The organism is Peribacillus muralis (genome assembly GCF_001645685.2).
Lineage (GTDB): Bacteria > Bacillota > Bacilli > Bacillales > DSM-1321 > Peribacillus > Peribacillus muralis_A.
The window spans coordinates 1,987,973-2,000,239 of record NZ_CP017080.1; the positions used below are offsets into that span (position 1 = coordinate 1,987,973).

Here is a 12,267-nt window from a genome sequence, read left to right on the forward strand (position 1 = left end):
TGATTTAGCTTGAAAATCATAAATAATCTAAAGAATGGGAAAGACATAAGGAGAGTGACATAAAAAACAAAATTCATTGAATATATAGTGCCAACGTTTTTTTATAATCAATTATAGATAATGTAGATATTTAATATACTTTTTTTGCATTTACGAATTTATCAAGAGTAAATGACCAACAACAATATAAATGCTGGGAAATAAAAAACAAATGAGGGAACAAACAATGTCAAACGTTTTATTTGTAAAAATTAACGATCGTCCTGAGGATCAGGCAATTAGTGTACAAATGTATAATAAATTTTTAAACACGTTTAAAGAAACTACTCCAAATGAAGAAATTATTGAATTAGATTTATTTAATGCCAACCTTCCGTATTATGGAAATTCAGCTATTGCAGGAGGATTCAAGCGGAGCAAAGGGTTAGAGTTAACCGCTGAAGAGGCAAAAGCTACAGATATTGTTGAACACTACTTAAAGCAGTTCTTGGATGCCGAAAAAATAGTTTTCGCTTTTCCATTATGGTATTACACAGTTCCCGCGCCATTGATAACCTATGTTTCTTACCTTTCCCAAGCAAGGAAAACACAGGTTAGTAACAAAAAAGTTGCCATTTTATGTGCTCGTGGTTCGGATTACTCTTCTGAACATATGGCATCAAAAGAGATGGGCGTTAATTTTGTAACTAATTGGCTTCATTACCGCGGCATTACTGAACTTGAAACGGTTGTGATTGAAGGCCATACACAATATCCTGGTCTTTCACAAGGAATCATAGAAGATGGTTTGGAAATGGTAGTAAAGGTTGCATCTCATTTCTAATAACTAAAGTATTTGAAACCGGTAATTTGAAGCGGATGTTTTATAAGAAAACGTAGTTGAATTCATTAACACCTAACTGGCTCAAAAAAATAGAAGAGATGCTACCAAAAGTATATAAATTAAAGGAGTGTTTGGTTCATGCGGTTTAATGGTTTTAATCAAACTGATTTTGATACGTTTACATTAGAAGGACTCGAAACTAGAATGGAAGCAATAAAAGATCGTATTCAGCCGAAGTTTCAAGCAATGGGTGACACACTGACGGATGAACTTTCAATATTAGCCGGAAATGAAATGTTTTTGCATATTGCAAAACACGCACGACGAACCGTTAATGCTCCTAAAGACACTTGGTTAGCGATATCAGCAAATAAACAAGGATATAAAATGCTTCCGCACTTTCAAGTGGGCTTATTTGATGACCATGTTTTCATATGGCTTGCATTCATTTATGAATTGCCTAACAAGAAGGATATTGCGCGTAATTTTCTTGGGGAGATTGATAATATTCGTAAGCTGATTCCGAGTGATTATGTCATATCACTTGACCATATGAAAAAAGAATCTGAATCCATTTTTAATTTAGGTGAAGAAGGATTGGAAAAATCGTTAGAGCGCTTCCGAGACGTGAAAAAGGCAGAGTTCCTTGTTGGTCGCCATGTTCAATCAAATGATCCAATTTTGAAGAATGGTGATAAGTTCATTTCATTAGTTGGTGATACATTCAAGACATTATTTCCACTTTATGAAATGTTGCATCAATGAAAAATGCTTACGACTCGTGTCGGAAGGCTGGAACCAGCCTGAATTTCGCTACACAAAAAAGCTTTAATTCCGTATCCTTTGATAGCGGAATATTACCAAAAAAGTGTACTACAGACCAATGCGTTCATTATACACACCATGAATGTCTGTAAAATGTAAAAGCATTACGGTTAAAAATTCAATGTTAATGGGAAACTTTAAAGACATTGCTTCTAAGGAACTTTTAACTTTTTGAAAAGTTTCTAGGACATATAGCCAAAAGACCATATAGGTCAATGACAGGGTCCGGCATTAGAAATGCATGACCATTATAGATATAACGAGCAATCTGTCTAAGTTATGTTTCATAAATGAACTGAAACTAGCGAATGGTTTAACTCCTATATTAAGAACTTCAGTTGTGAAAATTAGGGTTTTTTGAAATCCAAAACGTGGGTTAAACTTTTTCATTTCTTGATAGTATTCAAACTAGGACAATGAACATTCATTTTTTGACTCTAATTCTTTTAGTCGGAGGTTAGTCGCATGCAATTCAGTAAAGGAGTTGAATACGCTCTTCATTGCCTATCTTATTTTGTGGATCTACCTACCGGGAAGTCCGTCGGCGTTAAGGAATTAGCGACATTTCAAGGGGTTTCTGAAACGTATTTATCAAAGATTTTCACTAAATTAAAGAAGTCGGGCATCGTACGTTCCATGCCTGGCGTTAAAGGTGGGTATGAATTAGCTAAACACCCAAGTAAGATTGATTTTTGGGATGTTATAGAAGCAATCGAAGGAAAGCAGCCTTTTTTTCAGTGCGCAAACATCAGGCAAAGGTGCATCTTGTCTGAAGGACAAGAAGTCCAAGACTCCATTCAGTGTGGACCTTGTACAATTAACGTCATAATGTTAGAAGCTGAGGAGAAGATGAGAGTTTATCTCAAGAGCAAAAACATCTCAGAGCTAAATGATACATTAAAAATGAAGTTGAAGGACAGACATTCTGAGGGAGTAGATTGGTTCCGAAAAGCCCTAGAACTTAGATAAGGGGTCCTCTTCACATTTTAGTGAGTGCCTATACGATGGGAGTATAATAATAGCACTACTGACTTAAATGAATTTTGTTACGAAGGTTGAGTGTGGGGGAAGCGAGAAACCCCTGTGGGAACAACGGGACAGGCGAGATCCCACAGGCGCGCCAAGGTGGCCCAGTGCCCGCCCTCTGCAAAGCAGGTCATGGGAGGCAGAAATCAACAACATCTCATACAGCCTCAATTAAAAGAGCTAAGCTATTTGATACCTTGAGCCCATAACAGGTAAAAGAAAATACGATCCTTTCAATGGAGCTTATACAGTCAGCATTTCAGGATAGGCGGTGATTGGTTAACATACTTGCAGAACGACGTGTAGAATTATAGGTGGATTTGTAGACCTATAGAATCCTTCGTCGGTACATTGTGGATGATCGTATCGAAAACATTCTCGGTAAAAATCAAACGTTTATGATTATTTTGTAAAAAATTTTTTACGCATAATTACAGATAAATAGTATCTGTAATGTATGCTTTGCAGCACTATTTATTAAAGAAAAGGAAGGGATAAAAAATGAAGAGTGAATCAGTAACCGTTGTAAACGCGAAAAAACAATTTGATGAGATTGCTTTGCAATTCGAAACATTCAGGATTCTTAATGAAGAAGGAGTAGTCATCAATGAGGATGCCATGCCAGATCTTACAGTAGAGCAATTAAAAGAATTAATGAGGCGAATGGTTTACACACGTATTTTGGATGAGCGATCAATCTCTTTAAACCGTCAAGGCCGATTAGGATTCTACGCACCAACAGCCGGTCAAGAGGCTTCACAGATAGCTTCTCAGTTTGCTCTTGAAAAAGAAGATTTCATTTTACCTGGATACCGTGATGTTCCACAGATTATTTGGCATGGTTTACCGCTATATCAAGCCTTTTTATTCTCTCGTGGACATTACCATGGAAATCAAATGCCCGAAGGTGTTAATTGTCTAGCGCCACAAATTATTATTGGTGCTCAGTATATTCAAGCTACCGGTGTAGCTTTAGGTTTCAAGAAACGCGGGAAAAATTCAGTCGCGATTGCTTATACGGGTGATGGTGGTGCATCACAGGGCGATTTTTATGAAGGAATGAACTTTGCAGGAGCGTTCAAAGCACCAGTGATTTTCGTTGTTCAAAACAACGGTTATGCAATTTCGACTCCAGTTGAAAAGCAATCTGCTGCAGCTACCATTGCACAAAAAGCGGTAGCAGTTGGCATTGCCGGTGTTCAAGTTGATGGAATGGATCCACTTGCGGTGTATGCAGCGGTTCGGGATGCGCGTGAACGGGCGATAAAGGGTAAAGGACCTACGCTAATCGAAACGTTAACATACCGTTATGGACCACATACCATGTCTGGGGATGATCCGACGCGGTATCGGACAAAAGAAATAGATAATGAATGGCACGATGTAGATCCTTTAGTACGCTTCCGTAAATTTTTAGAAGCAAAAGGCCTTTGGAATGAAGAAGAAGAAAAAAAAGTAATCGAACAAGCAAAAGAAGATATAAAAGCTGCCATACAAAAAGCCGACCAATACCCAAAACAAAAAGTTACTGATTTGATCGAGAATATGTACGAAAAAATGCCCGTTAATCTACAAGAACAATATGAAATTTATAAAGAAAAGGAGTCGAAATAGACCATGGCTCAAATAACGATGATTAAAGCAATCACCGATGCAATCCGTACAGAGTTAAAGAATAATGAAAATGTTTTAGTTTTTGGTGAAGATGTTGGTGTAAATGGGGGAGTGTTCCGCGCAACTGAAGGCTTACAAAATGAATTTGGTGAAGAGCGCGTTTTCGATACACCTCTTGCAGAATCAGGTATAGGCGGCCTTGCGATAGGCTTGGGTCTAACTGGTTTCCGACCAGTCATTGAGATCCAATTCTTCGGTTTCGTATACGAAGCAATGGATTCCCTAAATGGACAGCTTGCCCGCATGCGATATCGTTATGCTGGTCGTTGGACGGCCCCAGTCACCATTCGTGCTCCTTTTGGTGGGGGAGTTCATACACCCGAGTTTCATTCTGATAGTTTAGAAGGGCTCCTTGCTCAACAGCCTGGATTAAAAGTCGTTATTCCATCAACCCCATATGACGCGAAAGGCCTGTTGATTTCGGCGATCCGGGATAACGATCCAGTTGTATTTTTAGAGCATATGAAATTGTATCGTTCTTTCCGTCAAGAGGTTCCGGAAGAAGAGTATACAATAGAAATTGGTAAAGCGGATGTGAAACGGGAAGGAACAGACCTTTCGATCATTACCTACGGTGCGATGGTACACGAGTCAATAAAAGCAGCTGATGAACTCTCAAAAGAAGGGATATCGGCAGAAGTTGTGGACTTAAGAACGATTAGTCCGTTGGATATGGATACGATTATAGCATCCGTTGAAAAGACGGGTCGTTGTATAGTCGTTCAAGAAGCTCAGAAACAAGCTGGTATTGGAGCGCATTTGGTCGCTGAAATAAACGAGCGTGCAATCCTAAGTTTAGAATCTCCAGTATTACGTGTCTCAGCACCTGATACTGTGTATGCATTTACTGAGGCGGAAAACAGTTGGTTACCGAATGATAAAGCTGTAATCGAGACAGCTAAAAAAGGAATGAACTTTTAATTGAAACGCAGCCACCTTGTATCGTAAAAACCATTCCGCGTTGCGCTAGCGTATATAAAAAAATTGTAGACGGAGGATTGAATATGTCAAAACATATTTTAATTTTAGGCGCCGGGTACGGTGGTTTATTATCAGCCATGGCAGCCCGTCAACACCTAAGCGTGGATGAAGCAAGGATTACAGTAGTGAATCGTTTCGCTACACATCAAATCATTACAGAACTGCACCGTCTCGCCGTAGGGGGACTTAGTGAACAAGCAGTTGCCCTGCCGCTTGATAAATTGCTTAAAGACTACAATGTTGATTTAAAAATAGCTGCAGTAAAAGAAATTAGACCAGACCACCGTGAAGTATCTCTTGATGACGGAGCGATATTAAGTTACGACTATTTAGTGACTGCTCTAGGAAGCGAAACAGCTTACTTCGGTATCCCTCGTTTAGAAAAGCACAGTTTCGTACTAAAATCAGTAAATGATTCAAATCGATTACGTGCCCACGTAGAAGGTTGTATCGCTGCCTATAGCAAAACAAAAAATAAAGCGGACGGTACGATTGTGGTTGGCGGAGGGGGATTGACTGGTATTGAACTTGTTGGTGAATATGCTGACAAAATACCAAGTTTATGCTTGAAACACGGCATTGATCCGAAAGATATTTCTCTTTACTGTGTGGAAGCTGGTCCTTCCATTCTTAAAGGCTTCCCTTCAGAATTAATTGAACGCGCTTATTCAAGTTTATCAAAACGTGGGGTTAAAATCGTTACGGGTATACCAATTGTAAAAATGGATGGTACATCCGTTGAACTTAAAGACGGCAGAAAAATCGAGACAAAAACAATGATATGGGCTGGAGGAGTCCAAAGGATCTCCGTGGTAGCCAACTCTGGTATGGAAGTGAATCGTGGACGCGTACTTGTAAACGAGTATTTACAATCTACATCTCACCAAAATGTATTTGTTGCTGGTGATAGTGCCATCGTTTTAGGTACAGACGGAAAGTCATATCCACCAACTGCTCAATTAGCTTGGCAAATGGGCGAAGTTGTGGGTGTGAACTTGGCCAGGTCCATACGCGGTGGTGCTATGGAACCGTTCATGCCTGTATTCTCTGGCACATTAGCAAGCCTTGGACGTAAAGATGCAGTTGGTACAATCGGGGGAAATAAAACGCAATTAAAAGGATTGCCGGCAACACTTATGAAAGAAGCTAGTGATGTTCGGTACTTAACTCATATCAAAGGATTATTTAGCAAAGCCTATTAATTCTACATTCTCAAATTTCAATTCAACCGATTTTTTATTATAGGCTGATATATTTTAAAGGAAAAAAGTTTCAAAAAAGTAAGTTTCGGAGGGATGAATTATGCGAAAAGTGGTTATTTTAGGAACGGGTCCAGCGGGATTGACAGCAGCCATTTATTTGGCACGTGCCGATATGAAGCCTCTTGTCATTGAGGGGAGTCAACCAGGTGGCCAACTGACAATGACTACGGAAGTGGATAATTATCCAGGTTTTGTAGAGGGTGTAATGGGACCCGAACTCATGGAAAACATGAGAAAGCAAGCGGAGCGCTTTGGTGCCGAATTTAAGACAGGATGGGTGAATGGTGTAGACCTTTCTAGTGGGCCCCCATATAGATTACGTGTAGAAGGATTAGGCGATATTTTAACACAATCCCTAATTATATCTACAGGCGCTTCTGCAAAGTTCTTAAACATTCCTGGGGAAAAGGAGAATATTGGACGAGGTGTTAGTACATGCGCCACCTGTGACGGATTTTTCTTTAAGGATAAAAAGATCGTTGTGATAGGCGGTGGAGATACAGCGATGGAAGAAGCCCATTTTCTTACAAAATTCGGTTCGGAAGTACGTATTGTGCACCGGAGAAATGAGCTAAGAGCTTCAAAAATCATGCAAAATCGAGCACAGCAAAATAAAAAGATCACATGGAGTTTAAATAAAACACCCATTGAAATAATGGCGAACAACAAGAATGAAGTAACAGGCTTGAAAATAAAAGACAATGGAACTGGCGAAGAAGAGATAATTGAAACAGACGGTATTTTCATTGCCATTGGCCATTTACCTAGCACTGGCTTTCTAAAAGGACAGTTGAATACAGATGAGACTGGGTATATTATTGTAAAACCTGGTTCCACTCAAACAAGTGTTCCAGGCGTTTTTGCTTGTGGGGATGTCCAAGATAGCAAATACCGTCAAGCCATTACAGCAGCTGGAACCGGATGCATGGCCGCTTTAGATGCAGAACGTTATGTCGAAGGAAGTGCAGTCCATGATTGGAGTAAAGGAAAATAAAAATACGACGATTGAGCAGCGAAGGTAATGATCGTTTTCAGCAAAGTGTCTTATTGTCCTATATTGAACATATGATCCTTGACCTTAAATCTTTTAAATTAGAAGCTATACTCAGAACATGACAGGTATTTAATTACAAGAATTCACTTTCATTATTATATGATCGATTTTCCATACCTGTAATGAATGAATTTTCAGATTGAAATTAAAAAAAATGACAGTTTATTGTACAATAAACTGTCATTTTTTTTGTTTAAAGTTTACCGCCTAAAGGAATGTGACGATAGCGATATTTTTTTACTCCCACGGCTAAAGCCGCAAGCCCTACACCTTGTTGTGTGACGGATGGGAGTCTTGAATGACTAAACGGTCACATTTTGATGCCGTTTCCTTTAAAATCTTTTAGCTAATTCTTTTGCTTCCTGAATCCCTTTTTCTTTAATATCCTGTGCACGATCAGGATATTGATTGTGCCCTTCGATAAATATCCCTTCCAAAGAAGGAACCCCAAAGAATCCTGCGACCAGGTTGTTAATATAACGGTGACCCATTTCCAAATCGGCCATCGGACCTTCAGAATAAATGCCGCCACGCGCTTGAATGTGCAATGCTTTTTTATCCGTCAATAAACCGACTGGTCCGTTTGCCGTATATTTGAAGGTCTTCCCGGCCACTGCTACTGAATCAAGATACGCTTTCATAACCGGAGGGAAGGAGAAATTCCACATTGGTGTAACAAATACATACTTATTAGCGGAGACAAATTGTTCACTCAATTCTCCTAGACGGTTGACCTTTTCTTTTTCGTGTTCGGAAAGTTCTTCAAATCCTTTACCTGTTTGAAGTTTTCCCCATCCACTGAATATATCGGCATCTAGTGCAGGAATATGCTCCTTGTATAAGTCGATGTGAACCACTTCGTCGTTAGGGTTGCTCTGTTTATATGTTTCAACGAAGGCGCTCCCCGCCGCCATGCTGAATGATTGTGAATCATCAAGTGGATGTGCTGTAATATAAAGGACTTTTGCCATGATTAATACCCGCTTTCCAAAGTTTATAAAGTAGCTTCGATCTATAATATCAAAGCTCTAGCATTTATTCTGCTTCACCAACAAGGGTGAAGCGTTCATTCACATGTTGTGGATTTTCGATTTCATCGACTACGGCTATGGCATAGTCAGCATAGCTAATGTAGCTTTGCCCTTTGTCATTTAAAATGACATGATTTTTGCCTGTCCGATAGGAACCTGTTCTTTTGCCTTCCGGGTCGAAAAATCCGGCAGGGCTGATGTAAGTCCATGCAATCGAATCTGTTTTTTGCAGCTCCTCAAGCTGCTTCGCGGCATTGGATGCAGTCGGATAGACAAAATCCGGGAAATCAGGTGTATCCATTAGCCTTATTGTATTGGTTTCATCAACAAAGAGACTTCCGGCACCGCCCACGACAATCAGTTTTGTTTGTGGGGCTTCTGTAAAGGCATTGATCAAGACTCTCCCAGCATCAACATACAAATGTTCTTCGCCTTCTGGTGCTTTATAAGTATTGACCACTACATCAAAGGATGTAAGATCTGGACCAGTTAGCGCAAATATATCTTTTTCAAGAACATGTACGTCTGTTTCGGTAATTCTTGAAGCATTTCTCACGATCGCCGTTACGTCCATTCCCCTATCTTTCGCTTCGTTCATGATAAGACTTCCAACCTTGCCGCTTGCTCCTATGATTCCAATTCTCATCCTTTATTCCTCCCGATAACATTGTGTGATGAAGCATAGTCATATAATATTACGTTAGACAAGATTTTGTAAGTAGTGACTTTTTTATAACATAGTCACAAAAACAAGACCAATAGGAAAGGGGAAGGATTATATATGGCTCGAACTTCATTTCAAGGTGAAATTCCCAAGGAACAAATAGAAGTATGTCCTGTCACGGATGCACAAAATGTAATAGCAGGCAAATGGAAAATAATCATATTATGGCATTTGAAAGAGACAAGACGGTTTGGCGAGCTTCAAAGATTGGTGCCCGGAATTTCAAAAGGAATATTGACAAGTCAATTAAGGGAATTGGAAAAAGACCGGATGGTCATAAGGAAAGTATATCCAGAAGTACCCCCAAAAGTAGAATATTCACTAACTGAGGCAGGAAAAGGTTTCATGCCCATACTAGAAAGTATGGGTGAATGGAGTAAGAAATATGCCTTCAATAGGAAAAAATCATAATAAATGAAAGGCTCTCGAGGTGTCTCAATCCCGAGAGCCTTTCATTTTGTCAGCATGTAGAACTTCCCGGTTAAAATATATATCAAGCTGTAGACAAACTTGAACTGCCCTGTAAATGGAAGCCACCTAACATACATTTTTTGAGGGGTGTTTTTATTGCCGCTTTTATACACCTTTACCTCAAAGGCCACTCTTTCCATTTGAATATGTATATTTCCATTGATAAAGATAGGTATGTATTTTATAATGGTTATAATCAATTGTTTGCAATAGATAAGAGGGGGTTCGTACATGCTTAATACGGTCGTTTTATATGTACCTATAGGTCGAAAAACGTTTGATATTGAAGCCGCTGAAACATATCGTAAACAAAGTATGAAGTGGTTAGAAGAAAGTTGCAGCCATCTTGTAGCACCAGATCAAACCGTGACATCCGTTGAGGAACTTCAAGATTTTTTAGATTCTATAAAAGATGTGAAAATTGATTCAATTTTATATCAAAGTGTTACTTTTGCAGATGGAGAGTTCATGGTCAAGATATTGGAATATTTCAAACAGCCTGTCATCGTTTGGTCAGTTCGTGAACCTAGTGTTGGAGGGCGTTTGCGCCTTAACTCATTAACGGGTGGGAACAGTACTAGCAATGTGCTGCGTAATCATAAACATCCTTTTGCTTTTGCATTCGGAAATCCTGATGAAGAAGATTTAAGAAAGCGTTTACTAAGGCAATTTAATGTTATGCGTGTATATAAAGCATTAAGTGAACTGAAAATAGGCGTTGTAGGGGATTACCCACCAGGTTTCTTCTTCTCACAAGCAAATGAAGGAGAACTGCAAACAGCACTTGGGGTTTCACTTCATAAGATCGATTTACAAGAGGCGTTTGCCCAATGCGTGGAGCTTCCAGAGCAGGAATGGATAGGTGAAGTTCTTCGTGCAGAGAGACAGGTCATCGGGTTGAACCGAGACGATGAAACTGTAACGAAATTCGCTCAGTTTTCAACGTACATAAAAAAACATATCCAGCAACACGAGCTGGATGCTTTAGCGATGCGGTGTTGGCCGGACTTTTTTAACGAGTTGGGGGCAGCTCCATGTTCAACCCTTTCCCAATTTACGGAAGACGGAATGGTGACATCTTGTGAGTCGGATATTCATGGGTCGGTTTCCATGTTTATTTTACGTGAATTGGCTGGTGGGAATGCACCGTATTTAGGAGATTTGGTCCATGTGGATGAAGCGAAAAATTCGGTTGTATTTTGGCATTGCGGTGCCGGGGCTTATTCCCTTGCCAATCCTTCTACAGGAGCAACAGTCGGAGTACATCCGAATCGGAAAATAGGCTTCGCAATGGATTTTGGTTTGAAAGCAGGAGTCGTGACGGTCTTTAGAGTAAGTCATACACCTGAAGGCTACCGTCTTTTAGTCATGAAAGGAAATGCATTGGATGTAGAGCAGCCTTTTTCAGGGACCTCTGTGGAAGTTGAATTAAAGACAGATGTGACGGATACTCTTTACAAACTTATGCATGCAGGATACGAACCCCACTTCGCTTTAGTTTATGGAGATGTAACGGAACACCTAATTGAATTGGGACGTATGCTTCAATTGGAAACCGAAGTATACGCATAAGAGATAAAGTATCTCACCCTTTTAGCAATAGCTGGTTTATGATATATACTTTATCGTAAAGACTGGCTTAAGGAGTTGGACAAGATGAAAAATATGATAGATGCCAATAAAAATGTGGCTCTTTATTTACAGGTGAAAGACATTTTAGTTAAGCGCATCCAAGAAAAAGTGTGGAAGGCAAACGCTTTAATACCAACTGAACAAGAGTTGATGCAAGAGTTCGATGTTAGCCGCACTACATTAAGGCAAGCCATTTCGATACTTGTCCAAGATGGATTGTTGGAGAAGAAACAAGGAAGAGGGACAATTGTAAAGCCCCAACCCCTTATCGGCGGGAGTCTCGGAAAATTAAAGGGATTAGCTGAAGAAGTGACCGAGAGAGGGTTAACACCGAATTCAAAATTGCTGCGTGCAGATTTTAAAAAAGACCTCTATTATGAAACATCAATGCTCCAGCTGGCAGAGGGAGAAGAGGTTTTCGTAATTGAAAGGATTCGTTTCGCAGATGATGTCCCTATTGCCATTGAACGCTCATGCTGGCCCGTACATATAGGGGAAATGTTCAAAAATCATGACCTGGATCGAGCTAAATTTTATGAAATTTTGGAAGAAAATGGAATTTCATTGAAACGGGCAAAAGAAAAAATCTGTGCAATCAACGCAACGATATATGAAGCGGATTTACTGGGCATCCGCGGCGGTGAAGCTTTGCTTGAAATGACGAGGCTAAGCTTTGGATTTGATGATAAACCACTTGAGTTTACAATAACGAAATATCGAAGTGATAAATATCATTATGATATTGACCTTTTTAGATGAATGTA

12 protein-coding genes are annotated in these 12,267 nt (G+C 39.7%); 10 read left to right on the forward strand and 2 right to left on the reverse strand.

Translation table 11 applies throughout. The features are described from left to right. Positions 1–190: 190 nt before the first annotated feature. The 7 genes from ABE28_RS09755 to trxB all read left to right on the forward strand — a co-directional run bounded on the left by ABE28_RS09755 (position 191) and on the right by trxB (position 7,585). Positions 191–823, forward strand: a complete 633-nt coding sequence (locus tag ABE28_RS09755; protein ID WP_064466257.1) for an FMN-dependent NADH-azoreductase — start codon at positions 191–193, stop codon at positions 821–823. Positions 824–961: 138 nt separating this feature from the next. Continuing rightward, a complete protein-coding gene (locus ABE28_RS09760) occupies positions 962–1,588 on the forward strand; it encodes a YktB family protein (protein WP_064466256.1) in 627 nt (208 codons plus the stop codon). A 525-nt stretch (positions 1,589–2,113) separates the two neighbouring features. After that, positions 2,114–2,617: an RrF2 family transcriptional regulator gene (locus ABE28_RS09765; RefSeq protein ID WP_064466255.1), complete on the forward strand. Its 504-nt coding sequence runs from the start codon at positions 2,114–2,116 to the stop codon at positions 2,615–2,617. A gap of 558 nt (positions 2,618–3,175) precedes the next feature. Then, on the forward strand, positions 3,176–4,288 hold the full coding sequence (gene pdhA / locus ABE28_RS09770; RefSeq protein WP_064466254.1) for a pyruvate dehydrogenase (acetyl-transferring) E1 component subunit alpha: 1,113 nt from the start codon (positions 3,176–3,178) through the stop codon (positions 4,286–4,288). A gap of 3 nt (positions 4,289–4,291) precedes the next feature. Beyond that, positions 4,292–5,269 (forward strand): alpha-ketoacid dehydrogenase subunit beta, encoded by a 978-nt coding sequence (locus ABE28_RS09775; RefSeq protein ID WP_064466253.1) that lies wholly within the window; start codon positions 4,292–4,294, stop codon positions 5,267–5,269. Between the two features lie 83 nt (positions 5,270–5,352). After that, a complete protein-coding gene (locus ABE28_RS09780; protein WP_064466252.1) occupies positions 5,353–6,531 on the forward strand; it encodes an NAD(P)/FAD-dependent oxidoreductase in 1,179 nt (392 codons plus the stop codon). Positions 6,532–6,631: 100 nt separating this feature from the next. Next, positions 6,632–7,585: a thioredoxin-disulfide reductase gene (gene trxB / locus ABE28_RS09785; RefSeq protein ID WP_064466251.1), complete on the forward strand. Its 954-nt coding sequence runs from the start codon at positions 6,632–6,634 to the stop codon at positions 7,583–7,585. Between the two features lie 392 nt (positions 7,586–7,977). Here the strand turns inward: trxB and ABE28_RS09790 are convergent, their stop codons facing one another. Both ABE28_RS09790 and ABE28_RS09795 read right to left on the reverse strand, forming a co-directional pair. Beyond that, positions 7,978–8,616: an FMN-dependent NADH-azoreductase gene (locus tag ABE28_RS09790; RefSeq protein ID WP_064466250.1), complete on the reverse strand. Its 639-nt coding sequence runs from the start codon at positions 8,614–8,616 to the stop codon at positions 7,978–7,980. A gap of 64 nt (positions 8,617–8,680) precedes the next feature. Next, positions 8,681–9,322: an NAD(P)-dependent oxidoreductase gene (locus tag ABE28_RS09795; protein WP_064466249.1), complete on the reverse strand. Its 642-nt coding sequence runs from the start codon at positions 9,320–9,322 to the stop codon at positions 8,681–8,683. 135 nt (positions 9,323–9,457) lie between these two features. Here ABE28_RS09795 and ABE28_RS09800 point away from each other — a divergent pair, with 135 nt between their 5' ends. The 3 genes from ABE28_RS09800 to ABE28_RS09815 all read left to right on the forward strand — a co-directional run bounded on the left by ABE28_RS09800 (position 9,458) and on the right by ABE28_RS09815 (position 12,262). After that, the gene (locus ABE28_RS09800) at positions 9,458–9,811 is read left to right on the forward strand and encodes a winged helix-turn-helix transcriptional regulator (protein WP_064466248.1); all 354 of its coding nucleotides are present in this window, start codon (positions 9,458–9,460) and stop codon (positions 9,809–9,811) included. A 291-nt stretch (positions 9,812–10,102) separates the two neighbouring features. Next, positions 10,103–11,443: a sulfoquinovose isomerase gene (gene sftI / locus ABE28_RS09810; RefSeq protein ID WP_064466246.1), complete on the forward strand. Its 1,341-nt coding sequence runs from the start codon at positions 10,103–10,105 to the stop codon at positions 11,441–11,443. Between the two features lie 84 nt (positions 11,444–11,527). Further along, positions 11,528–12,262, forward strand: coding sequence for a GntR family transcriptional regulator (locus ABE28_RS09815; protein ID WP_064466245.1), 735 nt, complete (start codon positions 11,528–11,530; stop codon positions 12,260–12,262). Positions 12,263–12,267 lie beyond the last annotated feature (5 nt).

Bases quoted from the DNA above. Each gene is read 5' to 3' on its own strand.
- ABE28_RS09755 (WP_064466257.1), top strand. From the start codon at position 191: ATGCTGGGAAATAAAAAACAAATGAGGGAACAAACAATGTCAAACGTT.
- ABE28_RS09760 (WP_064466256.1), top strand. From the start codon at position 962: ATGCGGTTTAATGGTTTTAATCAAACTGATTTTGATACGTTTACATTA.
- ABE28_RS09765 (WP_064466255.1), top strand. From the start codon at position 2,114: ATGCAATTCAGTAAAGGAGTTGAATACGCTCTTCATTGCCTATCTTAT.
- pdhA (WP_064466254.1), top strand. From the start codon at position 3,176: ATGAAGAGTGAATCAGTAACCGTTGTAAACGCGAAAAAACAATTTGAT.
- ABE28_RS09775 (WP_064466253.1), top strand. From the start codon at position 4,292: ATGGCTCAAATAACGATGATTAAAGCAATCACCGATGCAATCCGTACA.
- ABE28_RS09780 (WP_064466252.1), top strand. From the start codon at position 5,353: ATGTCAAAACATATTTTAATTTTAGGCGCCGGGTACGGTGGTTTATTA.
- trxB (WP_064466251.1), top strand. From the start codon at position 6,632: ATGCGAAAAGTGGTTATTTTAGGAACGGGTCCAGCGGGATTGACAGCA.
- ABE28_RS09790 (WP_064466250.1), bottom strand. From the start codon at position 8,616: ATGGCAAAAGTCCTTTATATTACAGCACATCCACTTGATGATTCACAA.
- ABE28_RS09795 (WP_064466249.1), bottom strand. From the start codon at position 9,322: ATGAGAATTGGAATCATAGGAGCAAGCGGCAAGGTTGGAAGTCTTATC.
- ABE28_RS09800 (WP_064466248.1), top strand. From the start codon at position 9,458: ATGGCTCGAACTTCATTTCAAGGTGAAATTCCCAAGGAACAAATAGAA.
- sftI (WP_064466246.1), top strand. From the start codon at position 10,103: ATGCTTAATACGGTCGTTTTATATGTACCTATAGGTCGAAAAACGTTT.
- ABE28_RS09815 (WP_064466245.1), top strand. From the start codon at position 11,528: ATGAAAAATATGATAGATGCCAATAAAAATGTGGCTCTTTATTTACAG.